Here is a 25933-nt window from a genome sequence, read left to right on the forward strand (position 1 = left end):
ATCAACTGATTTCAGGTTGATGAGGTAACCCTGTGGGAGCGGGCTTGTTCGCGAAGGCGTAGGGTCAGTTACGATGATGTTGACTGACCCACCGCCATCGCGAGCAAGCTCGCTCGCACAGTTGTTTTGGGGTGGCCTTGGGTTCGCATACACCACAGACCCCTTGTGGGAGCGAGCCTGCTCGCGATGGCATCAGGTCAGCAGCAGTGATGTTTGCTGATCCACCGCTTTCGCGAGCAGGCTCGCTCCCCCAGTTGTTTTGGGGCGGCCTCGGGATTTGCATACACCACCGATCCCCTTGTGGGAGCGAGCCTGCTCGCGATGGCATCAGGTCAGCAGCATTGATGTTTGCTGATCCACCGCTTTCGCGAGCAGGCTCGCTCCCACAGTTGTTTTGGGGCGGCCTCGGGATTTGCATACACCACCGATCCCCTTGTGGGAGCGAGCCTGCTCGCGATGGCCTCAGGTCAGCAGCATTGAGGTTTGCTGATCCACCGCTTTCGCGAGCAGGCTCGCTCCCCCAGTTGTTTTGGGGCGGCCTCGGGATTTGCATCACCACAGAACCCGTGTGGGAGCGAGCCTGCTCGCGATGGCATCAGGTCAGCAGCATTGATGTTTGCTGATCCACCGCTTTCGCGAGCAAGCCCGCTCCCACAGTTATTTTGGGGCAGCCTCGGGATTTGCATACACCACCGCTCCCACAGTTGTTTTGGGGCGGCCTCGGGATTTGCATCACCACAGAACCCTTGTGGGAGCGAGCCTGCTCGCGATGGCGTCAGGTCAGCAGCATGTATGTTTGCTGACCCACCGCTTTCGCGAGCAGGCTTGCTCCCACCGTTGTTTTGGGGTGGTCTCGGGATGTGCATCAGCACCGAGCCAGGTGCAATGCATCACTCTGCCAACAGCACCGCTGCATCGAACCCGACCCGCAAATTGCCCCAATGGCGGCCGCCGAAGAAGAACGGTACGTCGATCTCGGTCATGATTTCCCCGGTATCGCGCAGGTAGGTCTGGAGCAGGAAGCGTTGGGTGTTGCCCGCCGCGCGCAGGCCGATCGGGTCGTTGAAGATGCGCTTGTTGCGGCACACCGGCAGGTCGACGGCGCGGTCACCGGTCGGTTGTTTCGAAACCCAGCTGTTGTTCACTGGGCAATAACCCTTGGTGTCGACGATGAATGAGACTTTGCCGCCCGGGGTGCTGCGGGTGAGTTTGTCGCATTCTTCCTGGCAGACTTGGGCAAAACGCTCGGTGTAGCTGGTCATGTATTGCTTGGGATCGGTGCCGGGGATCAGTTGGTAGTTCTGATCGAACAGGTTGAGGCCATCCTGCTGCAGCGCCTCCAATTGGACCTGGAGGCCGTCGCGGCACTGGCTGGCCCGGGTGATGGCGGCATCCAGCTTGCCATGGCCGAGCACGAACCGGCCCAACAATGCCTGGACCTTTTCAGCGACACCGGACAAGTCACGGGTAGCCGTTGCCGAATGCTGCATGCGCTGGTCAATCGACTGGCTGTCGGCATGGATCTGCGTAACCCGTTCGTTGATACCCGTGTTGGATTCGGCGAAAAGCTGGATATGGGACGCGATATCGGCCAACTTGCCATTGGTGGATTCGAAGTCGCCGATCATGCTTTCGAAATGGCCCGAGGCACGCTCCACGACTTTCTGGGTTTCCCGGGCGCTGTGGCTGATCTGGTTGGTCTGTTCATGTGTGGAACTGACTTCTTCGAGCATGGCGTCGATGTTTCGTGAGATGTCGTCGGTAGCCCGGCTGACATTCTGCGCCAAGGTGCGCACCTCATCGGCCACCACGGCAAACCCCCGACCGCTTTCACCGGCCCGGGCGGCTTCGATGGCCGCGTTGAGGGCCAGCAAGTTGGTTTGGGCAGAGATCTGCTGGATCAGCCCAACGATGGACTTGATGCTCGAAGAACGTTGGTTCAGGGCGCCTACCAGCGTGGCGAATTCATTGAGGCTGCTGGAGATTTCACTGATGTTGCCCGTCACTTCCAGCAATTCTGCATAGGAGTCGCGAGCCATGCTCAGGTTCTGCGCAGTGGTGCTGGAAATGCCCTGAGTCTGGCGCGAGACTTCTTCGATGCGACCCACGGCGGTGTTGCTCTGGTCCATCACTTCCTTGGCGAAGCGGGCCTGGTGAGTAGCGCTGTCGCTGGAGTCGCTGATGTTTTTCAACGAACGCGCCGATTCGACCGCAATGTGCACGGTCAGCGCCTGGACATTACTGATGATCTCCCGCTGCTTGGCCAGGAAGCGGTTGCAAGTGTCGGCCAGCACGCGGATTTCGTCGTGGGTCACCAGAGGCAGGTCTTTGGACAGGTCGCCTTCGCCGCTGGCGATCTCCTCGAGCGCCTTGGTCATGGCCGTGACGGGGCGCACGATGAGGTGGCGAAAGTACCAGACCATGAAGCTGATCATGCACAGCGTCAGCAGCGCGCCGAAGAGCAGGGCATGGGTGAGGCTGTCGAGCCGGCCTTCGACTTGCCCCAGCAGCGCGGGGTCCAGTTGCGCAGTGTGCAACTGCAGCACAATGTCGGCGCGGGCACTGACTGCCACCCAGTAAAGCAAGCCACTGACCACGACCAGCAGGAAAAGGCTCGACAGCTTTTTGGTGAGCGTATCGAAAAACTGCATCTCGATAGACTCGTACAAGGCCTTTAGCGTCTGCATCCGTTGCTCCCGGGTAAAAAATCACTTTGATTGCATACATTCGACCGCGCACGGCAAAGCTTTAGGGAAATGGGCGATTTGATATCACTGCGGCGGTTTCCGCGATCTTTAACCCGTCCCAGTAGGTGAGGGAACGCGGATGTCAATATCCAGAGTGGCGAAGGTAGACGAAAGTCGTACTAGCGCTCTGCCCAGCGACTGCTACGGTTTGAGTGGAAAACAATAAAAACAACGGGAGTTGATTTCCATGTCCACTCAAAAGCAACAGGCTGCGCGTGCCTACTGGACGGAGAACCTGCGCTGGATGCTGGTATTGCTGGCAATCTGGTTCTTGGTGTCGTTCGGCTTTGGCATTTTGCTGGTTGACCAGCTCAACACCATCAGCTTCTTCGGTACGCCCCTGGGATTCTGGTTTGCCCAGCAGGGGTCCATCTATGTCTTTGTGCTCGAGATCTTCTTCTATGTCTGGAAGATGAATCAGCTCGATCGCAAATATGACGTCCACGAAGACTGAGGCCGACGAGCATGGATACCCAAACCCTGATCTACCTGTTCGTCGGTGCGTCCTTTGCGCTTTATATCGCCATTGCCATCTGGACGCGCGCCGGCTCCACCAGCGAGTACTACGTCGCCAGCAAAGGCGTGCACCCGGTACTCAACGGCATGGCCACCGGGGCCGACTGGATGTCGGCCGCCTCGTTCATCTCCATGGCCGGGATCATCGCCTTCGCCGGCTATGACGGCTCGGTCTACCTGATGGGCTGGACCGGCGGCTATGTGCTGCTGGCGATGTGTCTGGCGCCGTATCTGCGCAAGTTCGGCAAGTTCACCGTCCCGGAGTTCGTCGGCGCGCGTTACTACTCGCAGACGGCGCGGGTGGTGGCGGTGATCTGCGTGATCTTCATTTCCTTCACGTATGTGGCAGGGCAGATGCGCGGTGTGGGCATCGTGTTCTCCCGTTACCTGGAAGTGGATATCAATACCGGCGTGATGATCGGTATGGCCATCGTGTTCTTCTATTCCGTGCTGGGCGGCATGAAGGGCATCACCTACACGCAGGTGGCGCAGTACTGCGTGATGATTTTTGCCTACATGGTGCCGGCGATCTACATCTCGATCATGATCACCGGTAATCCGATCCCGCAACTGGGCTTCATCAGCGAGGTCACCGGCTCCGGCCAGAGTGTGATCGAGCGGCTCAACGGGCTGGGTGCGGAACTGGGTTTCACGGCCTATACCGACGGCACCAAATCGACCACCGACGTGTTTTTCATCACCATGGCGCTGATGGTCGGGACTGCGGGCCTGCCTCATGTGATCGTGCGTTTCTTCACCACCCCGACAGTGCGTGATGCGCGCAAGTCAGCAGGTTACGCACTGCTGTTCATCGCCATCCTCTACACCACCGCACCGGCCGTGGCGGCTTTCGCGCGCACCAACCTGCTGACCTCGATCCCCAACGTCAGCTACGCCACAGCGCCAGCCTGGTTCAAGACCTGGGAAAATTCGGGGCTGATCGCCTGGGCGGACAAAAACAATGACGGCATCATCCAGTATGGCCCGGGGGCAGCCCTGGTCGGCACGCCGAGCTTCACGGGTGAACGCGGAGCGAACGAGCAGCGACTGCTGAGCAACCAGGTTTCACCAGTGGCCAACGAACTGTATGTCGACAACGACATCATGGTTCTGGCCAACCCGGAGATTGCCGGGTTGCCAGGCTGGGTCATCGCCCTGATTGCCGCCGGTGGCCTGGCGGCGGCGCTGTCGACGGCAGCGGGGTTGCTGCTGGTGATTTCCACATCGGTCTCCCATGACCTGCTCAAAAGCAACATCATGCCCAGGATCACTGAAAAGCAAGAGTTGCTGGCCGCCCGGATCGCCGCTGGCGTGGCGGTACTGATCGCCGGGTTGTTCGGCATCTACCCGCCGGCATTCGTGGCCCAGGTGGTGGCGTTCGCCTTTGGACTGGCGGCGTCCTCGTTCTTCCCGGTGATTGTCATGGGGATCTTCTCCAAACGCATGAACCGCGAAGGCGCGATCGCCGGGATGATTGTGGGGCTGACGTTTACATTCACCTACATCGTCTACTTCAAATTCATCAATCCGGCGATGAACACTGCCGAGCACTGGTGGCTGGGCGTATCGCCCGAAGGCATCGGCACCCTGGGGATGCTCTTCAACTTCGTAGCCGCGGTGGTGGTGTCACGCTTTACCGCGCCGCCGCCGGAGCACATTCAGCACCTGGTGGAAGATATCCGGGTTCCAAGGGGGGCGGGTGCGGCCATCGATCATTGATGTGCGGTAAGCCCTGATAACAGGGGTGGGAAACGAACAAAGGCGCCGGAGTGATCCGGCGTCTTTTTTTTTGCGCGGGTCAAGCGGGAAAGCGTTAGAAATATTTACTGGGAATCATTCTCAAAGTATATTCTCTCTCATTAACATCCCTCTGTGAGTGCTGCGTCTTGAATCGTTCCACCCCTCTCGCTACCCGCAACGCCTTTTTCAAACGCGTGTTGCCAACGCTGTCCTGCTGTTTCATCGCAAGCCCTTTGTGGGCGCAGGACATTCTCGAACTGCCAACCACGGATATCCAGGGCAGTCGCATCACTCAGGACGAAGGGTACACGGCGTCGCAAGCCAGCACCGCGAGCAAAAGCGATGTACCGATCAAGGAAGAGGCGCAGTCGATCAACGTGGTGACCCGGCAGACCCTGGCGGACTATCAGGTGCGCTCGCTGGGCGATGCGATGAAATTTGTCAGCGGCGTCAGCCAGGGCAATACCCTGGGCGGTTCGCGGGATTCGTTGGTCAAGCGCGGTTTCGGCACCAACGATGACGGCTCGATCCTGCGCGATGGTGTGCGTTCGAACCTGGGACGCAACTTCAGCGCCACCACCGAGCGGGTCGAAGTGCTCAAGGGCCCGGCCTCGATGTTATACGGCGCGCTGGAGCCCGGCGGCCTGGTCAACATCATCAGCAAGAAACCCGAATACACCCAGAGCACGACGCTGAGCGGCTCGGCCTACAGCGAAGGTGGCGGCACCATGGCCCTGGATACCACCGGACCGCTGGGCGATACCGGCCTGGCGTATCGGTTGATTGCCGAGCGTGGGCATGAGGATTATTGGCGCAACTATGGCGTCAACGAGAGCACGCTGGTGGCGCCGTCCCTGGCCTGGACGGGTGAGCGGGCCTCGTTGAACCTCAGTTATGAGTACAACGAATATTCCAATCCCTTCGACCGCGGCACCGTATTCACCGACGGGCATCCGGCCGACATTGACTACAACAAGCGCCTTGATGAGCCTTGGGCCAAAAGCGTGGGGATTCGCGAAACGGCGACAGCGCGGTTTGAGTATGAGCTGAGTGAAGCGTGGAAGACCCGCGTGACCTATGGCTGGAACAATGATCGGTATAGTCTTTCGATTGCGCAGCCGCGGCTGTCGAACGGAGTTTTCCAGCGTGCCGCCAACGGCGCGCACTATGACGATGAAACCCGCTACGCCAGTTGGGATTTCATGGGCAAGCAGGAACTGTTCGGCCAGCGTCATGACCTGTTGATCGGTGTCGACAATCAGGTGTCCGATCAATTCCGTGGCAAAACCTATCGCGGAGCTTATCAATCAGGCTTTGACCCTGCGGCACCGGTGTACGGTGGTCTGGGGGAGCCAAGCACGGTAAATGCGCCGCAAAGCAACTTGAGCAACAAGCTGACTTCCAGTTCGGTGTATCTCAAGGACAACTGGCATCTGGATGACCGCTGGATCCTGGTCTTTGGGGGCCGTTACCAGCATTACGATCAATACGCCGACCAAGGCATGCTCACGCGCGTCCACGTTCGTGACGATAACGGCGATGCCTTTGTCCCATTCCTGGGCCTCGTCTATAAAGCCACCGAGGAACTGTCGCTTTATGGCAACTACAGCCGGTCGTTCAAGCCTAACGATACCGTCGATAAAAACCTTGCCACCTTCAAACCGGAAGAGGGCCGCAGCTATGAAATCGGCGCCAAGTACGATCCATTGCCAGGCTTGAACATCAACCTCGCCCTGTTCGACATCGTTAAAAAGAACGTGGTGACCACTGTTGACGACGTCTCCGAAGCCGCCGGCAAAGTTGGCTCCCAAGGCCTGGAGTTGGACATCACCGGTCGCCTGGCCGACCGTTGGGACTTGATAGGCACTTACGCCTACACCCATACCGAGATATTGGATGACCCGAAAAACGAAGGTCATCGCCTGCCCGACGCACCCAAGCACACCGCCAGCCTGTACCTGACCCACCATCTGAACGTGCCCGCTGAATTCGGCGCGTGGCACGCCGGCGCCGGTGCGCGTTATGTTGGAGAGCGCGCCGCGAATGCCGCCAACGGTTTCTGGCTCAGCAGCTACACCGTGGCCGACGCCTTCCTGCGCTGGGAGTCACCGGTATTGGGGCACAAGACCTCGTTGCAGGTGAACGTGGACAACCTGTTCGATAAACACTACTACCCGTCTTCCACCGGCAGCGAAGTGCAGGTCAATGTCGGCGAACCGCGTACCGCCCGCCTGAGTGCCAGCGTGACGTTCTGAGTGCGCTGTTCTGAAAACAAAAAATGCCCGGAAACTAATCCGGGCATTTTTTTATTCGGGGTCAGCGGCTACGCCGGTGTGCGGCCCACGGGTATCTGTGCGATCTCACGTTTAGCGCCCGCCCTCAACGCGTGGCGCAGCTTCAGCGCCGGTCGCTCAACGCAGTAATACGACAAGCCACTCAATGCCAGCGACAACACCAGCACCAGTGTAATCATCAGGGCGCTGTACTCAACCGGCCAGAACGCCCGCAACACGTACATCACCACAAAATGGTTGAGGAACACGCCATAGCTGATATTCCCCAGAAACTCATCCATCCAGTGATGCTTGAGCCTGCTGAGCACATGCACCGCCGGCACACCCAAGACTATGCCCAAGGTTACTTCTGCGTTGAAGGGGCGGCGGGGAATGAACCCGACAACAATGGCCAGGAACATTATCGCTGCCACGACCGTGGTGATGGAGGCGACCCATAGTCCTTTGGGCTGGGCGTGGTACAGGTAGCTGCCGCACAGGAAGATGAACAACACGCCCGGCAGTAGACGGTAGCCGTAGATGTCGGTGTTGACGTAGCCCAGCGAGGCGACCAGGAAAACCGTTACGGACACCGCGAACGCAATGCCTCGGGCCTTATAAAGGATCAGAAACGGGATCAGCAGGTAAAAGCACATCTCCAGCCCCAGAGACCAGCCAGGTGGCAGGATCTCCGGCACAGTGATGCCGAACATATAGAAACCCAGCGGCACGATGGGCAGGCTGGTGGCGATGTTTTCGATTGTCAGCGCCGCCGCCTGTGGCGTGCCCGGCAGCAGGAAATGGATCACCGCGCAGGAGAGGACGAAATACAGAAGGAACTGCGGGTAAAGTCTCAACAATCGGTCAAGGTAGAACAGGCCGATTTTCCCTGGGACGTTGTAGCTCCTGTCGATCAAGGGCGTCATCACAAAACCGCTGATAATCAGAAACGACACCACGGCAACAACGCCGGGGTTGAAGCCTACGAACATCACGCCCATGTGGGAAATCGCCACGAGCATGGCCAGCAGCAACCGATAACTCCCCACGCCCATCATCCTTAATCAGAGTTGATCCGTTGAACGGTTAAGTTATTGGGGTTTATCGGCGCTGAACAGAGGTTTGCGGGGCGGCGACGGGGAAGTGGGGGAATTTGGCAGATATGACATCGTTGTCTCAGTCAGGCCGCCATCGCGAGCAGGCTCGCTCCCACATTGGCCGCGGGTGTTCACTCATTATGTGAACGCCATAGCGCCCCTGTGGGAGCGAGCCTGCTCGCGATGGCGGTGGAACTGACCCCGTGGGTTCCAGGGTTGGATATCAATTGAAGGCCGGCACCACCTGCTGGATAAACAGCTCCAGGGACTTCTTCTTCTCGGCATGGGACAGGCTGTTGTCGCACCAGAAGCTGAACTCATCCACGCCCAGATCCTGGTAATACTTGATCCGTTCGATGATCTGCTGCGGGGTGCCGATCATGGTGTTCTTGCGAATGTTCTCCAACTGGAACTCCGGACGCTCGGCGAATTTTTCTTCCGGGCTTGGTGCCAGAAAGCCGTTGACCGGAACTTGCTTGTTGCCGAACCAGGCATCGAAGGTGCGGTAGAACTTGGAGATTGCCTGGGCGCCGATTTTCCAGCCTTCGGGATCGTCGGCGGCATGCACGTGGGTGTGACGCAGCACCATCAGTTGTGGACGCGGCACGTCAGGGTTGTTGTCCAGGGCAGCCTGGAACTTGTTCTTCAGGTCCAGGACTTCTTCATCACCCTTCATCAGCGGCGTAACCATGACGTTGCAGCCATTGGCGACGGCAAAGTTGTGGGAATCCGGGTCGCGGGCGGCGATCCACATCGGTGGGTGGGGTTTGCGAATCGGCTTGGGCACGCTGGTGGAGGTGGGGAATTTCCAGATTTCGCCGTCATGGGCGTAGTCGCCTTGCCACAGGGCACGCACCACCGGGACCATTTCCCGCAGAGCCTGACCGCCGGAGGAGGCGGGCATGCCGCCCGCCATGCGGTCGAATTCCACTTGATAGGCGCCCCGGGCCAGACCGACTTCCATGCGGCCATTGCTGATCACATCCAGCAGCGCACATTCGCCGGCCACCCGCAGCGGGTGCCAGAACGGCGCGATGATGGTGCCTGCGCCCAGGTGAATCGTGGTGGTCTTGCCGGCCAGGTACGCCAGCAATGGCATCGGGCTTGGCGAGATGGTGTACTCCATGGCGTGGTGCTCGCCGATCCACACGGTGCTGAAACCGCCGGCCTCGGCCATCAGGGTCAGCTCGCTCAGGTTTTCGAACAACTGGCGATGGCTGACGCTTTCGTCCCAGCGCTCCATGTGTACGAACAGGGAAAATTTCATGGCGCTTTCTCTTATGGTTGGCGATCGGTTCAGGCGAGGACGGGCAGGGCGCCCATCTTGCCGTGGCAGTAAACCAGCGGCCCTGGTGTGTGTTGCGGCACGATCAGGTTCTTCACGGCCCCGACCATAATGGCGTGGTCGCCGCCTTCGTATTCGCGCCACAGTTCACATTCGATGATGGCGGTGGCGTTGCTCAGCAGCGGGTTACCCAACTCGCTCAGGGTCCATTCGATGCCCTGGGCCTTGTCCTTGCCTTTGCGGGCGAATGCGTAGGCTTCGTTCTGTTGCCCACCGGAGAGCAGGTGAATGGCGAAGCGCTTGTTCTTGATCAGCACCGGATAGGAATCGGAGCTGTAGTTGGGGCAAAACAGCACCAGGGCCGGCTCCATCGACAATGAGCTGAAGGCACTGGCGGTGAGGCCCACGATGTGCCCGTCGTCATCAAGTGTGGTGATCACTGTCACACCGGACGGAAACGAGCCCATGACTTGTTTGTAAACGCTGGCATCGATCATTTAGCAGTCCTCGTACGCAATTCGGTTATGACGCGGTTCCTCAATGAGCCCCGGCGGCCTTGTTGAGGTCGCTTTCGGCCCATTGGGTGTAGACGCACGCATCGGTCGTGGCCCAGCGCACGCGCACCGGGTCGCCGGTCTTGAGGGGCATGCCGGCGGCGGAAAGCGCTTTGACCGTCATGGCAGTGCCGCCCGAAGTCACCACGCTGCAGGTCTGGCTCTCACCGAGAAACAGCACCTCGACGACCTTGGCCGAGACCTCATTCCAGCCGGCCGCCAAGGGCTCCTGGGCGGCTTGTTCGACGCTCAGGGCCAAGGCTTTTTCCGGGCGCACCATCAGCAATACAGCCTGATCGCTTTGCAGACCGGCGGTCAGGCGAATAGACAAGGACTGGTCTTCAAACGTCGCCACCGCGTTGCCCTGGGCCTTGAGCTTGAGAAAGTTGGAATTGCCTAGAAACGAGGCGACAAAGGCATTCGGCGGGTTCTGATAGAGGTCGTAGCCGCTGCCCAGGCCGACGATCTTGCCGTGGCTGAAGATGGCAATGCGTTGGGACAGGCGCATGGCTTCTTCCTGGTCGTGCGTGACGTAGACGATGGTGATGCCCAGGCGACGATGCAACTGACGCAGTTCATCCTGCAGGTCTTCGCGAAGCTTTTTGTCCAAGGCGCCGAGAGGCTCGTCCATCAACAAAATGCGTGGTTCGTAGACCAGCGCCCGGGCAATCGCCACGCGCTGCTGCTGGCCGCCGGACAGTTGCGAAGGGCGGCGGTGGGCAAATTGCTCAAGCTGCACCAGCTTGAGCATGGCGTCGACGCGACGATCACGTTCAGCAGCGGCCAGTTTGCGGATCGCCAGCGGGAAGGCAATGTTGTCACGCACCGACAAATGCGGGAACAGCGAATACCGTTGGAACACCATGCCGATGTCGCGTTTGTGGGGTGGAACGTTTACCAGGGATTTGCCGTCCACCAGGATCTCGCCACTGCTGGGGGTCTCGAACCCGGCCAGCATCGACAGCGTGGTACTTTTGCCCGAGCCGCTGGAGCCCAGAAAAGTCAGGAATTCACCGTCCTGGATGTCCAGGGAGATGTCGTCCACGGCAGCAAAGTCGCCGTAGTGCTTGTTCAGGTTGCGCAGGCTGACCAGAGTCTTGTTGTTCTGTTGTGCGGGGTCTTTGACGGCACTCATCGTGTTCTCCTAGGCGCTCAGGCGCTGATTTCATTGCGCCGGCGCAGGGCGGCGGCGATCACCATCACCAAAACCGAGAGGCCGATCAGCAGCGTCGAAGCGACGGCGATCACAGGCGTCAGGTCCTGGCGCAGGGTGGTCCACATCTTTACTGGCAGGGTTTGCAAGGTCGGGCTGGCCATCATGACGCTCAGCACCACCTCGTCCCACGACACCAGGAACGCGAACAGGGCACCGGCGACCATGCCTGGGCGGATCGCCGGGAAGGTCACCTTGAACACCGCTTGCAGGCGTGAGGCGCCGCAGATCACCGCAGCGTCCTCAATGGACTGGTCGAACAGCTTCAACGAATTGATGATCGAAATGATGGTGAACGGCAGCGCGACGATGACGTGGCTGACCACGAACGCGAACATCGTGCCGGTGTAGCCGAGTTTGAGAAACAGCGCGTACACCGCCACTGCGATGATCACCAGTGGCACGATCATCGGCAGGGTGAACAGGCCGTAGAGCATTTCCCGGCCGGGGAAGCGTCCACGTACAAGGGCAAATGCGGTCGGCAGGCCCAGGGCGACAGCGCAGACGGTGGTCAGTACCGCGACCTTGAGGCTGGTCAATGCCGAGCTCATCCAGTCGGGATTGGAGAAAAACTGGCCGTACCATTTCAATGTCCAGCCCGGTGGCGGGAAGACCAGCCACTGGGACGAACCGAACGACAGCAGCACGATGAACACGATCGGCAACAGCAGGAACAGCGCAATCAGGCCAGTGGTGAAGTACAGACCGAACCGCATGCGCCGGCTCATGGCATTGGGGGTCAGGAGCATGACGGCTTACCTCGCGTTGCTGGCACCCACCGGGGATTCCGGCTGGAGCTTCAGGTAGAAGTAGAACAACACCAGGGTGATCACCACCAACAAGGCAGCGCCGGCACTGGCCAGGCCCCAGTTGAGGAACGACTGCACCTGCTGGATGATGAATTCGGGCAGCATCATGTTCTGCGCACCGCCCAGCAACGCCGGGGTCACGTAGTAACCGAGCGACATCACGAACACCATCAACCCGCCGGAGAACAGACCCGGCCGGCACAGCGGCAGGAACACCCGGAAGAAGTTGGTCCACGGGCTAGCGCCGCAGATGGAGCCGGCTTGCAGGATCATCGGGTCGATGGCCTGCATGGTCGCCTGTAACGGCAGGACAATGAATGGGATCATGATGTAGCTCATGCCGATGACCACGCCGGTGAGGTTGTGCACCATCTCCAGCGGTTGGTCGATGATGCCCAGCGCCATCAGCGTCTTGTTGATCACCCCGGAGGCTTGCAGCAGCACCAGCCAGGAATAAGTACGGGCCAGCAGGCTGGTCCACATCGACAGCAAGACAATGTTCAGCATCCAGCGGCCCCAGCCTCGAGGCACCAGGGTGATGGCCCAGGCCAGGGGGAAGCCCAGCAACAGGCTGAACAGCGTCACCAGCCCGGCTACCGAAAAGGTGTTGAACAACACCCTTGCATAGGCCGAATTGGCGAACAATTGCTCGTAGTTGCCCAGCCCGGGCACCGGTTCCAGCACGCCACGCAGCAGCAACCCAATCAACGGCGCCAGGAAGAACAGGCCCAGGAACAGCAGGGCGGGGAGCAGATTGCCGGCCCCGCGCCAGCGCTGTGCCAGCGACGGCGTTTGCGCGACCATCGCTGCCTTGGCGGTTGCCGCGCCGGCAGCGCCAGGGGCGCTCCCGGTGCGAGGAGTTGCCGTTGCCGAAATTTTCATTTCACCAGCCATTCGTTCCACCGTGTCGCGATGTCCTGACCGTTCTTGGCCCAGTACGCGTAATCAAGTGTGATCTGATCCTTGGCGTGGGCGGTCGGCAAGTTGGGAGCGAGCACCGAATCCAGGCGTGCGATGCTGTCGACGTTGACCGGCGCGTAAGCGGTCAGGTTGGAAAAGTCCGCCTGGCCCTTGGCGCTGCTGGCGTTGGCCAGGAACTTCATGGCTGCGGCCTTGTTTTTCGAGCCTTTTGGAATGACCAGGATGTCGGCCATGACCAGGTTTTGTTTCCAGCTTACGCCGACGGGGGCGTCGTCCTGCTGCAGCGCATAGATCCGGCCGTTCCAGAACTGCCCGATGCTGGCTTCGCCGGAGGCAAGCAGTTGCTGGGACTGGGCACCGCCGCCCCACCAGACGATGTCTTTTTTGATGGTGTCGAGTTTTTTGAAGGCGCGGTCCAGGTCCAGCGGGTAAAGCTTGTCCGCTGCAACGCCGTCGGCCAGCAGAGCCAGTTCAAGCACGCCAGGGCTTGGCCACTTGTACAGGGCGCGTTTGCCAGGGTAGGTCTTGGTGTCGAACAGCGCGGACCAGTCCTCAGGTTTACCGGAACCGAGCTTGTCTTCGTTGTAGCCGAGGACGAACGAGAAGTAGAACGAGCCGACGCCGTGATCGGACACGAAGCGTGGATCGATCTTGTCGCGTTCGATGACCGAGAAGTCCAGGGGTTCGAGCAAACCCTCAGCGGCGGCGCGCAAGGCGAAGTCAGCTTCGACATCTACCACGTCCCACTGCACGTTACCGCTTTCGACCATGGCCTTGAGTTTGCCGTAGTCGGTCGGACCATCCTGGACCACGGTGATGCCGCTGGCCTTGCTGAACGGGGCGGCCCAAGCCTGCTTCTGGGCGTCCTGGGTGCTGCCGCCCCAACTGACGAAGTTGATGCTTTCGGCCGCCATCGATGCCTGGCTGGTAACGCTCAGCAGACCTGCAAAAAAAATTGCGGCTGCACTTTTCTTCAACACCATTTTCACGCCCTCATTGTTGTGTTTATTGAGCGGGCTTGTGTTTACCCGCTTATCGGGAGCTTCAGGTCCATCTGGCCTTGCAGGCGACCGGGCCAAGGGCTGGTTTTGTGTGCTTGCCCGCTGGGCGCACTTGGCTGGAGTGGTCGGTCTATGGAATATCATATTATGGTATTCCAAACTTTCTGCAAGCATTTTGCCGTACCGGCTATCTGTCTGGCCGGGATTTTTTGCACTCTCTGTGGGAGCGAGCCTGCTCGCGATAGCGGTGTGTCAGTCAACATTTGAGACCGATAGGTCTACCGCTATCGCGAGCAGGCTCGCTCCCACAGAGGACGGTGATGCCTCATGCTTATCCGGTAAAGGGAATACTCTCCACCACCTCCAGGTCATACCCCGTCAACCCCGCGTATTTGAGCGGCGGCCCCAGGTGCCGCAACTTGCCGACGCCCAGGTCCTGGAGAATCTGCGCACCGGTGCCTACTTCAGAATAGATGCGTGATTGCGACCGGCTGAACTGGCGTGGCGGCTGGGTCAGCTGCGGTACGCGCTCGAGCAACGCCTGGGACGATTCGTGATTGGCCAGTACGACCACCACGCCGCAGCCTTCTTCGGCGACCCGTTGCAGGGCCGCCCACAGCGTCCAATTGGAAGGCCCGTTGTATTCGGCACCCACCAGGTCCCGCAGCGGGTCGATCACGTGCACTCGCACCAAGGTCGGTTCTTCCCGGCGAATATCGCCCATCACCATCGCCATGTGCACGCCGCCTTCGATGCGGTCTTCGAAGGTGAATAAGCGAAAGGTACCGTGCACCGTGGGCAATTCGCGTTCACCGATGCGCACCACGGTGTGCTCGGTGCTCAAGCGGTAGTGGATCAGGTCGGCGATGGTGCCGATCTTGATCCCGTGCCTGTGGGCAAAAATCTCAAGGTCAGGACGGCGGGCCATGGTGCCGTCGTCGTTCATCACTTCGACGATCACCGACGCCGGTGTGAAGCCTGCCAGGCGCGCCAGGTCGCAACCGGCTTCGGTGTGACCGGCGCGGGTCAGCACGCCACCTTCCTTGGCGCGCAACGGAAAGATATGGCCCGGCTGCACCAGGTCTGTGGGACCGGCGCCGACAGCGACCGCCGCGGCAACGGTGCGCGCGCGGTCGGCAGCAGATATGCCGGTAGTCACGCCAACGGCCGCCTCGATGGATATGGTGAAGGCGGTGCTGAAGACACTGCCATTGCTGGGCACCATTTGCTCCAGGCCCAAGCGCTGACAGTGTTCGTCGGTCAAGGTCAGGCAGATCAATCCGCGCGCTTCGCGAGCCATGAAGCTGATGGCTTCGGCGCTGCAGCGGTCGGCGGCCAGCAACAGGTCGCCTTCGTTCTCCCGATCCTCGTCGTCAACCAGGAGCACCATCTTGCCTTGTCGGTAGTCTTCGATGATTTCTTCGATGCTGTTGAAGGCCATGCTGGAATTCTCGGTGTCAGGTTAAAATACCTGGTATACCATAATACAAAATAAACCGAGAGGTCACTATGAAGGCGTACTGGATTGCTCATGTAGATGTCACCGACCCCGATCAATACAGCCAATACACCCAGCGGGCGCCAGCGGCGTTTGCTCTGTATGGCGGACGGATGCTGGCCCGGGGCGGGCGTAGCAAGGCGATGGAAGGCAGGGCCACGCCGCAACGCAGCGTGGTGATCGAGTTCGATTCTTACGAGCAGGCGCTGGCCTGTTATCACTCGCAGCAGTATCAGGCGGCCAAGCGCTATCGCCTGGACGTAGCCAAGGCTGAGGTGATCATCGTCGAGGGTATTGCGCCCTGAGGCCTGTCAGCGGATGAAATGAATCTTGCCGCTGTCGTCGTTGCCAATGTAGATGCCGTAGACCCCGGCCTGGCGTTCCTCGATGTAGCGTTCGAGGATCTGGCGGATGGCCGGGTAGTAAATACTGTCCCACGGAATATCTTCAGGGGCGAAGAACTGGCAAGCGAGGGTTTCCGGGCCGAACTGGCCAGTGATCTCCAGCGCGATGGCGCGAAAGATGATGTACACCTCGCTGATTTTCGGCACGCTGAAGATCGAGTAGGGCGAGAGAATGTCCGCGCGAACGCCGGTCTCTTCCCAGACTTCGCGCAGTGCCGCCTGCTCGGTGGTCTCACCGCCCTCCATGAAGCCCGCCGGCAGCGTCCAGGTGCCGGGGCGCGGAGGAATTGCGCGCTGGCACAGCAGGTACTTGCCGTCCTGCTCGATGATGCAGCCGGCAATGATCTTCGGATTCACATAATGGATATAGCCACAGCCACCGCACATCAGGCGTTCGTGGGTATCGCCCGCTGGCAGGCGGTGACTCAAGTCGCTGCCGCCGCACCTTGGACAAAAGCTGGGGCTGAACATGATCAGCGACCTATGCGAGGTTCTTTGAGGGCGATGGGCGCCGTGATTTCAGGGATGTCGCCGGTTTCTTCCTGCTGGCGCTTGAGGTACTCCAGGGCGACCTTGGCGGCGGCGCGCACATGGTCGACACAAGCCTGGTGGGCGGCCAGCGGATCGCCACTCTTGATTGCCTCGACCATGCGTTCCATTTCCTGGTTGCTGCTACCGCGACGGTTCTGCTGGGACACCGAGGTCGCCCGCAGATAGCTGATCCGGGCCTGCAACTGGCGCAACTGAGTGGCGGCAACATGGTTGCCGGAGCCTTCCAGCAGCACATCGTAGAAGCCCTGTACTGAATCGATGACCTGTTGCAGTTCGCCGTCCTTGAGGGCCTTGCGGTTCTCCTCCAGGGCTTTTTCCAGCGCTTTGATGTCCTTGGCCTTGGCCCGCAGGGTGAACAGCTGAACGATCAAACCCTCGAGTACACAGCGCAGTTCATAGATGTCGCCGGCATCGGCCAACGTGATGATCGCGACTCGTGGGCCCTTGGCATCGGCGAATTCCACCAGCCCTTCGGATTCGAGGTGACGCAAGGCTTCGCGCACCGACGTGCGGCTCACGCCCAGGCGATCGCACAGATCGCGTTCGACCAGACGATCTCCCGGCAGAAGCTGGAAATTCATGATGGCGCTTCGCAGTTTATCCAGCACGATTTCGCGCAGGGTAACGGGGTTGCGATTGACCTTGAAGCTGTCGTCGAGTGGCAGGCGTTTCATCGGGTCCGCTCTGTAATGTGGCTGTCCATGCAGAAGGGGCAAGAGGCTTGCCCGCTCAGATCAAACAGCCGAGGGTTAACTGGAGGCCTCGGCATCGGCTTCGGCGAAGGCTTCACGGGCGAGCCGGAAACTGTCTACGGCAGCAGGGACGCCGCAATAGATGCCGACCTGAAGCAGAATTTCGCGTATTTGCTCACGACTCAGGCCGTTACGCAAGGCGCCACGCACATGCAGCTTGAGTTCGTGCGGACGATTGAGCGCCGAGATCATGGCCAGATTAATCATGCTGCGTTCCTTGAGCGATAAACCCTCACGGCCCCAGACATGGCCCCAGCAGTATTCGGTGACCATTTCCTGCAAGGGGCGAGTGAAATCGTCGGCGTTCTCGATGGAGCGGTTGACGTAGTCCTCGCCCAGCACTTGGGTGCGGATCTTCAGGCCTTGTTCATATTTGTCGTTGCTCATCGTGGTGTGCTCTCAACATCGTCGATAGAGGTTGGTTGTGCAGTTGCACGTCTGCTTGGCTCATGCCGGCTCCTGAGAAAATGGGGCGCTCCCACATTGGATCTGCGCCCGGAAGACTCAGGCCAGCACCGGCAGTGGGCCGAGCTTGCCTTTGTGGTAGATCATCGGCGTCACCGGCTGCTCGGGCAGGATCAGGTTTTTCACCGCGCCGACGATGATCGCGTGGTCACCACCATCGTATTCGCGCCACAGTTCACATTCGATGATGGCGGTGGCGTTGCTCAGCAGCGGGTTACCGCGCTCGCTCAGGTGCCAGTCGATACCCTTGGCCTTGTCCTTGCCTTTTCCGGCGAAGGCATAGGCTTCGGCGGTCTGGTCGGCGGACAGCAGGTGGATCGCGAACTGTTTGCTGTCACGCAGGATCGGGTAGGTGTCGGAGGCGTAGTTGGGGCAAAACAGCACCAGCGCCGGGTCGATCGACAGCGCGCTGAAGGCGCTGGCGGTGATGCCGACGATGTTGCCGTCTGGGTCCAGGGTGGTCACCACCGTGACGCCGGATGGGAACGAACTCATGACTTCTTTGTAAATGCCGGGCTCGATCATTTCTCAGGACTCCTAGCGCATCACGAACGGGTCAGGCATGGGCGCCTGAGAGAGATTGATCCACACCGTTTTGAGTTCGGTATAAGCGAGCACCGAATCGATGCCGCTCTCGCGTCCGTAGCCGCTGTTCTTGAAGCCGCCAATGGGCGCCATGGCCGAGACCGCGCGGTAAGTGTTGACCCAAATGATCCCCGAACGCACGTCCCGGGCCAGGCGATGGGCGCGGCCCAGGTCGCGGGTCCAGATACCGGCGGCGAGGCCGAACTGCGAGTCGTTGGCAATCGCCAATGCCTCGGCTTCATCCTTGAAACGAATGACCGACGCCACCGGGCCGAACACTTCTTCCTGCATGATCTTCATGGAGTTGCGGTCGCATTCGAACAGGGTCGGCTCGTAGAACCAGCCTTCGCCCAGGTTCGCTGGGCGCTTGCCGCCCAAGCGAAGACGAGCGCCCTCAGCGATAGCGTCGGCCACCAGACCTTCGACCACTGCCAGTTGCTGCGCGGTGGCCATCGGGCCCATCTCACTGGCATCTTCCTGAGGGTTGCCGATGCGGATGCGCTGGGCCCGCTCTACCAGGCGCGAGACGAACTCATCGTAGATTTCATCCTGCACCAGCAGTCGCGAACCAGAGACGCAACTCTGTCCCGATGCGGCGTAGATCCCGGCTATCGCGCCATTGATGGCGCTGTCCAGGTCGGCGTCGGCGAAGATGATATTGGGTGATTTTCCGCCCAGCTCCAGCGACAGCTTGGCGAAGTTTTCAGCACTGCTGCGCACCACATGCCGGGCCGTGGCGGCGCCGCCGGTGAAGGCGATCTTGCGCACCAGCGGATGACGGGTGAGGGCGGCGCCGGTGCTCGGGCCGTAGCCGGTGACGACATTGACCACCCCCGGTGGAATCCCGGCTTCCAGGGCCAGGCGAGCCAGTTCCAGAACGGTGGCCGAAGCGTGTTCGGAGGGTTTGATCACAATGGTGTTGCCGGCCGCCAGCGCCGGGGCTAGCTTGATCGCGGTCAGGTACAGCGGACTGTTCCAGGGAATGATCGCTGCAACGACGCCCATCGCTTCGTGCACGGTGTAGGCAAACAGGTCCGGTTTGTCGAGGGGCAGGGTGCCGCCCTCAAGTTTGTCGGCCAGACCCGCGGTGTAATGGAAAAACTCCGGCAGGTAACCGACCTGCCCGCGGGTTTCACGGATCAGCTTGCCGTTGTCGCGGCTTTCCAGTTGGGCCAGTTGTTCTTTGTTTTCAGCGATCAGGTCGCCCAGACGCCGCAGCAGTTTGCCGCGAGCGGTGGCGGTCAAGCCACGCCAGGCAGGACTTTCGAACGCCGTCTGTGCAGCCTGCACGGCGCGCTCGACATCGGCTTCGTCGGCATCGGGCAACTCGGCCCAGGGCTTGGCCAGGGCCGGGTTCAGGCTTTCGAAAGTCTTGCCGGACAGGGCATCGACCCATTCACCGCCGATGCACATCGAAAAGCGTGCGAGTGTCATGCAACGATCCCCTTTATTGGATTTTGTCGGGTATTTGCGCTGTCGAGAAATTCCAGCAGCAACTGGTTGACCAGGCGCGGCGATTCTACCGGCATCATATGCCGCTGCTCGTCAAGCACGGCAACCGTTGCACCGGGAATTCGCTCGGCCAGTTCACGGGCCATTTCCGGCGTCGAGCCCGGGTCCAGTTCGCCGGTGGCAATCAACGTTGGCACCGTGATGCTGCCCAGGTCGTCGGCGCGGTACATATCCTGGGTGGCAAACAGTTCATAGGTGGTCAGGTAACCCTGAGGATCATTTCCTGCCAGGGTCTGGCGCAGGGCGGCAATCTGCGCCGGGTTGGCGGCCTGATACTCGCGGCTGAACCAGCGTGACAGCGCGGCCTCGGCGTTAGCGTCCGGGCCATGTTCGGCGGCCTGGGCGGTGCGGGCGATGACCCCGGCACGCTGCTCGGCGCTGCGGTTGAATACGCTGTTAAGGACCACCAGGCCTTGCAGGCGTTGCGGATAATGCAAGGCAAACGCACGGGCCACCAGGCCGCCCATGGAGAAACCGATCACTGTCGACTGGGGCACTTGCAGGTGGTCGAGCAGCTCCACTAACTGGTCGGCGTAACCCAGCAGGCCGGTGCCGCTTTCGGGACGCGGACTGGCCCCGTGACCAAGCATGTCATAGGCAATCACGCGGTATTTTGTGGCCAGGCCAACGATCTGGCCGCCCCACATTTCTTTGTTCAGGCCCACGCCGTGGATCAAGACCACGGGCTGGCCTTGGCCGGTCGCCAGATAACTGGTGCCGGCCGGGGTGAGTTCAGCGGTGAGCCGAATCATGGAGCGCTCCTGCATGCCTTTTTTATAGTGGTTGCCCAGGCTGGATCACTGCGCCTTCTCGGCGGCCAGTTCTTCCAGATCGATGTAGCGATTGCCGATGCGCGGGTGCAGGCGACCGCCATCGGCGCAACCCAGCACCACAACAATTTCGTCGGCGCGTGGTGCATCCTCGATCTGCATTTCCAGGGTGATGTAGTGCGAGCGCAGACCTTCGTCGTCCTTGTGCATCATCGGGATCTGGATCGAGGTGCCGGGGCCGCCACGTTTATTGGTGAAGCTCAGGTAGCTCTTGGCTTTCACCGCTTCACGGTAATGGTTGCCAAAGCGCAGGGTGTGGATCACGGCGGAGGCGTGCTCGATTTCACCGTCGGCACCCACCACCGCGGCCTTGCCATAGGCTTCGATTTTTTCCGCGCCACCGATGATGCCCACCAGACGCTCGACCATCAGCGCACCGAGGTCGGAGCAGTTGGCGCGGATTTCCGGTTTCAGGTCTTCAACGAAGCCACGGCCCAGCCAAGGGTTTTTCATCACCACCGCCAACCCGACCATGGTCACCGGCTTGTCGGTGGCCTTGCCGCCTTCGATAAAGGTTTCTTCGACATAGCTGACGATCTTGCGAATTTCGAAACTCATGAGCTGCTCCGTAGGAGGGTGGAATTGGTCTGTGCGTATGATGGTATACCATAATACTACTGGCGCAAGTGTCTGCTTTGAGTTTGTTCGCAGGGAGGCGACAAATGGCCGAGCCGGATAGTGAGGGGCGTGGGGGGGCTGTGATCGCTGAGCGCTCTGCCTGATGAGTGCTTTAATCCTGAGTGCGGGATAAGTCTCTTGCTTAAAAAGGAGAGTCGCTTTTGAGCGCTCTGAAGGGCGGTGAGTATAAATTTCCCTCTTTCGGGGCATTACCGACCTGTTACCTGACTTATTGCACCGATTCGACTCGTTCGGGCGCATGTAGGAAAAAGCTGAAATAAACGTTTCAGCGTATAAAGGAGCGTATGTCGCAAAAATGAAACTAAATATCGCGGGGGCGTACATCTACGACGGTTTCTCCAGCAATGTCCTGGTGCACCGGGCTTAGGCACAGCCTTTGCTAGAGCTCAAGAAAGTAGGCCACTACAGCGCGGGGTTATCAGAGGAGCATTCACGGCGCAGATTTAATCAGGGGGCGCACGTCATCCAGACGCAAAGGCCAGATCAGAGACCGGTGCAATCGAGGTACTCAGAAAAACAGGGCTCATTAAAACAAAGCAAGGCCGGACCATTGGAATGACGAAGTGATAAAAAATGCCGTGTAGAACGCGGCTGGGAGTTGGCTATGCCCCAAGCTTTTTTTAATGAAATGTATGATGCAAAGGGTGACTGCCGCCCGCACTATCAAGCCTTCTCACGCTGGCTGGCGGATACGCCGCTGGAGCTGCTGGAACAGCGTCGTCGCGAAGCCGATCTGCTGTTTCATCGAGCCGGTATCACCTTCACCCTTTACGGTGACGAGCAGGGTACCGAACGATTGATTCCGTTCGACATCATTCCTCGCAGCATCAAGGCCAGCGAATGGAAGATGGTCGAGCGTGGCTGCATTCAGCGGGTCCAGGCCCTGAACATGTTTCTGGCCGACATCTACCATGGGCAGCGGATCCTCAAGGAAAAAATCATTCCGGCCGAGCAGGTGCTCGCCAATGAGGGTTATCAAATCGCGATGCAAGGCCTGGACTTGCACCGAGGCATTTATGCCCACATCGCGGGTGTTGACCTGGTTCGCGACGGTGATGGCAGTTATTACGTGCTGGAGGACAACCTGCGTACGCCCAGCGGCGTGAGCTACATGCTCGAAGACCGCAAGATGATGATGCGCCTGTTCCCCGAGCTCTTCGCCGCCCAGCGCGTGGCGCCCATTGATCACTACCCGAATCTGTTGCTCGACACCCTCAAGAGTTCAAGCCCCCTGGACAACCCGACCGCCGTGGTGCTGACCCCCGGTCGTTTCAACAGTGCCTATTTCGAACATGCGTTCCTGGCTCGTGAAATGGGGGTGGAACTGGTGGAGGGCGCCGATCTGTTCGTGCGCGACGACCATGTCTACATGCGCACCACCGCAGGCCCCCAGCAGGTGGATGTGATCTATCGCCGCCTTGACGATGATTACCTCGATCCGCTGTCGTTCAACCCCGACTCCATGTTGGGCGTCCCCGGACTGATCGCCGTTTACCGGTCAGGCAACGTGGTGCTGGCGAATGCGGTGGGCACGGGCGTGGCCGATGACAAATCGATCTACCCTTACGTCGACGAGATGATCCGCTTTTACCTCACCGAAGAGCCGATTCTGAAGAACGTGCCGACCTGGCAGTGCCGCAAGCCCCAGGATCTGTCCCACGTGCTGGCCAACCTGCCTGACCTGGTGGTCAAGGAAACCCAGGGCTCCGGCGGTTACGGCATGCTGGTAGGGCCGGCAGCTACAGCGGCGCAGATCGAAAACTTCCGCGCACGCCTCAAGGCCCGCCCCGAAGCCTACATCGCCCAACCGACGTTGAGCCTTTCCACCTGCCCGACCTTCGTCGAGAGCGGTATCGCCCCGCGCCACATCGATCTGCGTCCGTTCGTGTTGTCGGGCAAGGAAACCCGTCTGGTGCCCGGCGGGCTGACCCGCGTGGCACTTCGCGACGGCTCGCTGGTGGTCAATTCGTCCCAGGGTGGCGGCACCAAAGACACTTGGGTAGTGGAGGACTAAGACATGCTTTCAAGAACCGCTTCGGACCTCTACTGGATGTCCCGCTACCTGGAGCGCGCCGAGAACCTGGCGCGCATGCTCGAAGTCAGTTACTCGCTGTCGCTCATGCCCCAGGCCGGGCGCAGCGACGGGCATGCCGAGCTGGCGATGTCGTTGCTGGCGGCCGGCACGCTGGACGATTACAACGCCCGTTATGACGCGCTGAACACCGAACGCATGTTGCATTTTTTCGCACTGGACGAAACCAACCCCGGAAGCATCTACAGCTGTCTGCGGGCGGCGCGGACCAATGCCCATGCGGTGCGTGGACGCATCACCGCCGATATGTGGGAGAACATCAACGCCACCTGGCTGGAGATGCGCAACATTGCCAGCAATGGTCTGGGCCGCTACGGCATCAGCCACTTCTGTGAATGGGTCAAGGAGCGCTCGCACCTATTCCGTGGCGCGACGTCGGGCACCATCATGCGCAACGATGCCTATAGATTCATTCGTCTGGGAACCTTTATCGAGCGGGCGGACAACACCCTGCGTCTGCTGGACGCCCGCTACGAAATGTTTGGTGAGGAGTCGGAAGAGGTCAGCGACAACTCGGCACGCGGTTATTACCAGTGGAGCGCCTTGCTGCGGGCGTTGTCTTCGTTTGAAGCGTTCAACGAGATCTACCGCAATGCGCCCAACGCCGAGCAGGTCTCGGAAATGTTGCTGCTGCGCGCCGACGTTCCGCGCTCGTTGCATGCCTGTATCGAGGAGCTGGACCAGATCCTCTCCAGCCTGCCGGGCAACAATGGCCGCCCGGCCCAACGCCTGGCCGCTGAACTGAACGCGCGGCTGCGTTACTCCGGCATCGACGAGATCCTGGCATCGGGCCTGCATCAATGGCTGACCGACCTCATTGGCCAGATTCGCCACCTGGGCCAGACCGTTCACGAGTCTTATCTGGAGGTGGTATGAAACTTTCCATACGCCACGACACGACCTATAGCTATGCCGATGAAGTGTGCACCAGCATCCAGTTCCTGCGCTTGACTCCCAAGGACACTCAGCGTCAACGCATCCTGCAATGGCATCTGGAATTGCCACGTCTGGTGCGCAGCCAGCTCGATCCCTACGGCAATATCCTGCATGTGATGACCATGGATGAGCCCCATGGCGCTCTGGTGCTGACGGCTTATGGCGAGGTGGAAATCCATCAGGCGGTGCAGATGGAGCCGGACAGCCAGTCACCGCTGCCATTTCTGCGCCCCAGCCGCCTCACCCAGGCCGATGATGCTCTCGCGGCCTTTGCTGTGGAGCAATGCGCAGCCCGACGTGATCGCTCGGCGCTGACCGATTTGATGAACGGCCTGGCTGCCCGCATGCCCTACAGCCCGGGCACGACCGAGGTCAGCAGTACCGCCGCCGAAGCCTTCGCCGGGGGCGTGGGGGTTTGTCAGGATCATACCCACGCATTTCTGGCCTGCGCGCGTAGCCTGGGGGTTCCGGCGCGCTATGTCTCCGGTTACCTGTGCACCGAAGATGAAAGTCATCTGGCGAGCCACGCCTGGGCTGAAGCCTGGCTGGAGGACGGCTGGTACAGCTTCGACGTGACCAATCGCCTGACCTGTCCGGATCGGCATTTGAAACTGGCGGTCGGCCTGGACTACCTCGACGCCTGTCCGGTACGCGGCATGCGCCGCGGTGGCGGGGCAGAGCAAATGTATGCGCGGGTGCAGGTGAACTCAATGGTTCAGGTACAACACCAATAAAGGCACAGGCCTCATCGCCAACACCCGATCCCACACTGGAATGGGTGGTGGACACAAACCTTGTATCCACCCGAGAGCCCCTGTGGGAGCGGGCTTGCTCGCGAAGACGGTTGCCCAGCCGACGTCACCACCAACCGGCCCACCGCCATCGCGAGCAAGCTCGCTCCCACAGGTTCCCCTATAACCTGACGCGGCTTATAGTAGTCGGCCTTGTCGTGCCTCCAGGAAGGAGCCCCCATGGCCGAGTCTTCGATCACCCTCGCACGCTTCACTGAAGCCCACATCGCCGGTGTCACCGCGCTCTACAACGACCCGGCGGTCGCCCGTCAGATGTTGCAGATGCCTTTCCAGTCCCCTGAAGTCTGGCGCAAGCGTCTGGGTGGGGATGACGAGCGTCAGGTAAAACTGGTGGCGCTGCATCAAGACCAAGTCATCGGGCATCTGGGGCTGGAGCAGTACTCGCGCATCCGTCGAGCCCATTGCGGCAGCCTCGGCATGGGCGTGGCAGTTGCCTGGCAGGGCAAGGGGGTAGGTTCAATGCTGCTGTCTGCCGCGCTGGAGGTGGCCGACAACTGGATGAACCTGCGCCGGGTCGAGCTGACGGTGTACGCCGACAATGAAGCGGCCATCGGCCTGTACCGCAAGTTCGGTTTCGAAACCGAAGGCCTGCTGCGCGACTACGCCGTGCGTGACGGGCGATGGGTGGATACCCAGGCCATGGCGCGGCTGCGCTGAAGGATCCGTCTGCTCAGGCATGTTGGCATTTGCGTACGCCCGG

24 protein-coding genes are annotated in these 25933 nt (G+C 60.2%); 8 read left to right on the top strand and 16 right to left on the bottom strand.

Going from position 1 to position 25933, the window contains the following annotated elements; translation table 11 throughout:
* Positions 1-890: 890 nt before the first annotated feature.
* On the bottom strand, positions 891-2687 hold the full coding sequence (locus MKS85_RS26605) for a methyl-accepting chemotaxis protein (protein WP_047230536.1): 1797 nt from the start codon (positions 2685-2687) through the stop codon (positions 891-893).
* A 247-nt stretch (positions 2688-2934) separates the two neighbouring features.
* On the opposite strand from MKS85_RS26605, the gene MKS85_RS26610 reads away from it, so the two are divergent.
* The 3 genes from MKS85_RS26610 to MKS85_RS26620 all read left to right on the top strand — a co-directional run bounded on the left by MKS85_RS26610 (position 2935) and on the right by MKS85_RS26620 (position 7258).
* Positions 2935-3201, top strand: a complete 267-nt coding sequence (locus MKS85_RS26610; RefSeq protein WP_047230535.1) for a DUF4212 domain-containing protein — start codon at positions 2935-2937, stop codon at positions 3199-3201.
* An 11-nt stretch (positions 3202-3212) separates the two neighbouring features.
* Positions 3213-4982 carry a sodium:solute symporter family protein gene (locus MKS85_RS26615; protein ID WP_310663169.1) on the top strand — a complete coding sequence of 590 codons (1770 nt, stop codon included), beginning with the start codon at positions 3213-3215 and terminating at the stop codon, positions 4980-4982.
* A gap of 167 nt (positions 4983-5149) precedes the next feature.
* Entirely contained in the window at positions 5150-7258 is a 2109-nt protein-coding gene (locus MKS85_RS26620) for a TonB-dependent siderophore receptor (RefSeq protein ID WP_288910620.1), read from the top strand.
* 68 nt (positions 7259-7326) lie between these two features.
* Here MKS85_RS26620 and MKS85_RS26625 read toward each other — a convergent pair whose 3' ends face one another.
* The 8 genes from MKS85_RS26625 to ribBA form a co-directional block, all read right to left on the bottom strand.
* Entirely contained in the window at positions 7327-8334 is a 1008-nt protein-coding gene (locus tag MKS85_RS26625; protein ID WP_171061381.1) for an acyltransferase, read from the bottom strand.
* A gap of 262 nt (positions 8335-8596) precedes the next feature.
* Positions 8597-9640 (bottom strand): LLM class flavin-dependent oxidoreductase, encoded by a 1044-nt coding sequence (locus MKS85_RS26630; RefSeq protein WP_047226626.1) that lies wholly within the window; start codon positions 9638-9640, stop codon positions 8597-8599.
* A 29-nt stretch (positions 9641-9669) separates the two neighbouring features.
* A complete protein-coding gene (locus MKS85_RS26635) occupies positions 9670-10155 on the bottom strand; it encodes a flavin reductase family protein (protein WP_047226625.1) in 486 nt (161 codons plus the stop codon).
* Between the two features lie 40 nt (positions 10156-10195).
* Positions 10196-11347, bottom strand: coding sequence for an ABC transporter ATP-binding protein (locus MKS85_RS26640; RefSeq protein WP_047226624.1), 1152 nt, complete (start codon positions 11345-11347; stop codon positions 10196-10198).
* A 17-nt stretch (positions 11348-11364) separates the two neighbouring features.
* Entirely contained in the window at positions 11365-12174 is an 810-nt protein-coding gene (locus MKS85_RS26645) for an ABC transporter permease (RefSeq protein WP_047226623.1), read from the bottom strand.
* Between the two features lie 6 nt (positions 12175-12180).
* Positions 12181-13116, bottom strand: coding sequence for an ABC transporter permease (locus MKS85_RS26650; RefSeq protein ID WP_047226622.1), 936 nt, complete (start codon positions 13114-13116; stop codon positions 12181-12183).
* The gene (locus MKS85_RS26655) at positions 13113-14138 is read right to left on the bottom strand and encodes an ABC transporter substrate-binding protein (RefSeq protein WP_047226621.1); all 1026 of its coding nucleotides are present in this window, start codon (positions 14136-14138) and stop codon (positions 13113-13115) included. The genes MKS85_RS26650 and MKS85_RS26655 overlap by 4 nt, the downstream gene beginning before the upstream one ends.
* Positions 14139-14487: 349 nt before the next feature.
* Positions 14488-15597 carry a bifunctional 3,4-dihydroxy-2-butanone-4-phosphate synthase/GTP cyclohydrolase II gene (ribBA, locus tag MKS85_RS26660; protein WP_076385081.1) on the bottom strand — a complete coding sequence of 370 codons (1110 nt, stop codon included), beginning with the start codon at positions 15595-15597 and terminating at the stop codon, positions 14488-14490.
* Between the two features lie 68 nt (positions 15598-15665).
* Between ribBA and MKS85_RS26665 the strand changes: the two genes are divergently transcribed.
* The gene (locus tag MKS85_RS26665; protein WP_047226619.1) at positions 15666-15959 is read left to right on the top strand and encodes a DUF1330 domain-containing protein; all 294 of its coding nucleotides are present in this window, start codon (positions 15666-15668) and stop codon (positions 15957-15959) included.
* 6 nt (positions 15960-15965) lie between these two features.
* Here MKS85_RS26665 and MKS85_RS26670 read toward each other — a convergent pair whose 3' ends face one another.
* From MKS85_RS26670 to MKS85_RS26700, 7 genes are all read right to left on the bottom strand, one after another.
* Entirely contained in the window at positions 15966-16529 is a 564-nt protein-coding gene (locus MKS85_RS26670) for an NUDIX hydrolase (RefSeq protein ID WP_047226618.1), read from the bottom strand.
* Positions 16530-16531: 2 nt separating this feature from the next.
* Complete coding sequence (locus tag MKS85_RS26675; RefSeq protein WP_047226617.1) at positions 16532-17284, bottom strand: GntR family transcriptional regulator; 753 nt, start codon at positions 17282-17284, stop codon at positions 16532-16534.
* Between the two features lie 75 nt (positions 17285-17359).
* On the bottom strand, positions 17360-17749 hold the full coding sequence (locus MKS85_RS26680) for a carboxymuconolactone decarboxylase family protein (RefSeq protein WP_047226643.1): 390 nt from the start codon (positions 17747-17749) through the stop codon (positions 17360-17362).
* A 117-nt stretch (positions 17750-17866) separates the two neighbouring features.
* Positions 17867-18352, bottom strand: coding sequence for a flavin reductase family protein (locus MKS85_RS26685; RefSeq protein ID WP_139050398.1), 486 nt, complete (start codon positions 18350-18352; stop codon positions 17867-17869).
* Positions 18353-18364: 12 nt separating this feature from the next.
* Positions 18365-19846: an aldehyde dehydrogenase gene (locus MKS85_RS26690; RefSeq protein WP_139050397.1), complete on the bottom strand. Its 1482-nt coding sequence runs from the start codon at positions 19844-19846 to the stop codon at positions 18365-18367.
* Complete coding sequence (locus MKS85_RS26695; protein ID WP_107322612.1) at positions 19843-20676, bottom strand: alpha/beta fold hydrolase; 834 nt, start codon at positions 20674-20676, stop codon at positions 19843-19845. The genes MKS85_RS26690 and MKS85_RS26695 overlap by 4 nt, the downstream gene beginning before the upstream one ends.
* A 45-nt stretch (positions 20677-20721) precedes the next feature.
* Positions 20722-21312, bottom strand: coding sequence for an amino acid synthesis family protein (locus tag MKS85_RS26700; protein WP_047226613.1), 591 nt, complete (start codon positions 21310-21312; stop codon positions 20722-20724).
* Between the two features lie 685 nt (positions 21313-21997).
* Between MKS85_RS26700 and MKS85_RS26705 the strand changes: the two genes are divergently transcribed.
* The 4 genes from MKS85_RS26705 to MKS85_RS26720 all read left to right on the top strand — a co-directional run bounded on the left by MKS85_RS26705 (position 21998) and on the right by MKS85_RS26720 (position 25890).
* Positions 21998-23407: a circularly permuted type 2 ATP-grasp protein gene (locus MKS85_RS26705; protein ID WP_310663170.1), complete on the top strand. Its 1410-nt coding sequence runs from the start codon at positions 21998-22000 to the stop codon at positions 23405-23407.
* A gap of 3 nt (positions 23408-23410) precedes the next feature.
* The gene (locus MKS85_RS26710; RefSeq protein WP_047226611.1) at positions 23411-24361 is read left to right on the top strand and encodes an alpha-E domain-containing protein; all 951 of its coding nucleotides are present in this window, start codon (positions 23411-23413) and stop codon (positions 24359-24361) included.
* Positions 24358-25155, top strand: a complete 798-nt coding sequence (locus MKS85_RS26715; protein ID WP_310663171.1) for a transglutaminase family protein — start codon at positions 24358-24360, stop codon at positions 25153-25155. Before MKS85_RS26710 ends, MKS85_RS26715 begins: the two co-directional genes overlap by 4 nt.
* A 237-nt stretch (positions 25156-25392) precedes the next feature.
* Complete coding sequence (locus tag MKS85_RS26720) at positions 25393-25890, top strand: GNAT family N-acetyltransferase (RefSeq protein ID WP_310663172.1); 498 nt, start codon at positions 25393-25395, stop codon at positions 25888-25890.
* The last annotated feature ends 43 nt before the right edge of the window (positions 25891-25933 follow it).

This window comes from Pseudomonas sp. JL2 (genome assembly GCF_031570495.1).
GTDB lineage: Bacteria > Pseudomonadota > Gammaproteobacteria > Pseudomonadales > Pseudomonadaceae > Aquipseudomonas > Aquipseudomonas rhizophila.

Excerpts from the sequence above, each read along its gene's own strand:
- MKS85_RS26640 (WP_047226624.1), bottom strand. The coding sequence starts at position 11,347 with ATGAGTGCCGTCAAAGACCCCGCACAACAGAACAACAAGACTCTGGTC.
- MKS85_RS26715 (WP_310663171.1), top strand. The coding sequence starts at position 24,358 with ATGAAACTTTCCATACGCCACGACACGACCTATAGCTATGCCGATGAA.
- MKS85_RS26675 (WP_047226617.1), bottom strand. The coding sequence starts at position 17,284 with ATGAAACGCCTGCCACTCGACGACAGCTTCAAGGTCAATCGCAACCCC.
- MKS85_RS26690 (WP_139050397.1), bottom strand. The coding sequence starts at position 19,846 with ATGACACTCGCACGCTTTTCGATGTGCATCGGCGGTGAATGGGTCGAT.
- ribBA (WP_076385081.1), bottom strand. The coding sequence starts at position 15,597 with ATGGCCTTCAACAGCATCGAAGAAATCATCGAAGACTACCGACAAGGC.
- MKS85_RS26680 (WP_047226643.1), bottom strand. The coding sequence starts at position 17,749 with ATGAGCAACGACAAATATGAACAAGGCCTGAAGATCCGCACCCAAGTG.
- MKS85_RS26710 (WP_047226611.1), top strand. The coding sequence starts at position 23,411 with ATGCTTTCAAGAACCGCTTCGGACCTCTACTGGATGTCCCGCTACCTG.
- MKS85_RS26665 (WP_047226619.1), top strand. The coding sequence starts at position 15,666 with ATGAAGGCGTACTGGATTGCTCATGTAGATGTCACCGACCCCGATCAA.
- MKS85_RS26610 (WP_047230535.1), top strand. The coding sequence starts at position 2,935 with ATGTCCACTCAAAAGCAACAGGCTGCGCGTGCCTACTGGACGGAGAAC.
- MKS85_RS26605 (WP_047230536.1), bottom strand. The coding sequence starts at position 2,687 with ATGCAGACGCTAAAGGCCTTGTACGAGTCTATCGAGATGCAGTTTTTC.
- MKS85_RS26700 (WP_047226613.1), bottom strand. The coding sequence starts at position 21,312 with ATGAGTTTCGAAATTCGCAAGATCGTCAGCTATGTCGAAGAAACCTTT.
- MKS85_RS26685 (WP_139050398.1), bottom strand. The coding sequence starts at position 18,352 with ATGATCGAGCCCGGCATTTACAAAGAAGTCATGAGTTCGTTCCCATCC.
- MKS85_RS26655 (WP_047226621.1), bottom strand. The coding sequence starts at position 14,138 with ATGGTGTTGAAGAAAAGTGCAGCCGCAATTTTTTTTGCAGGTCTGCTG.
- MKS85_RS26615 (WP_310663169.1), top strand. The coding sequence starts at position 3,213 with ATGGATACCCAAACCCTGATCTACCTGTTCGTCGGTGCGTCCTTTGCG.
- MKS85_RS26645 (WP_047226623.1), bottom strand. The coding sequence starts at position 12,174 with ATGCTCCTGACCCCCAATGCCATGAGCCGGCGCATGCGGTTCGGTCTG.
- MKS85_RS26705 (WP_310663170.1), top strand. The coding sequence starts at position 21,998 with ATGCCCCAAGCTTTTTTTAATGAAATGTATGATGCAAAGGGTGACTGC.
- MKS85_RS26625 (WP_171061381.1), bottom strand. The coding sequence starts at position 8,334 with ATGATGGGCGTGGGGAGTTATCGGTTGCTGCTGGCCATGCTCGTGGCG.
- MKS85_RS26695 (WP_107322612.1), bottom strand. The coding sequence starts at position 20,676 with ATGATTCGGCTCACCGCTGAACTCACCCCGGCCGGCACCAGTTATCTG.
- MKS85_RS26670 (WP_047226618.1), bottom strand. The coding sequence starts at position 16,529 with ATGTTCAGCCCCAGCTTTTGTCCAAGGTGCGGCGGCAGCGACTTGAGT.
- MKS85_RS26630 (WP_047226626.1), bottom strand. The coding sequence starts at position 9,640 with ATGAAATTTTCCCTGTTCGTACACATGGAGCGCTGGGACGAAAGCGTC.
- MKS85_RS26635 (WP_047226625.1), bottom strand. The coding sequence starts at position 10,155 with ATGATCGATGCCAGCGTTTACAAACAAGTCATGGGCTCGTTTCCGTCC.
- MKS85_RS26650 (WP_047226622.1), bottom strand. The coding sequence starts at position 13,116 with ATGAAAATTTCGGCAACGGCAACTCCTCGCACCGGGAGCGCCCCTGGC.
- MKS85_RS26720 (WP_310663172.1), top strand. The coding sequence starts at position 25,393 with ATGGCCGAGTCTTCGATCACCCTCGCACGCTTCACTGAAGCCCACATC.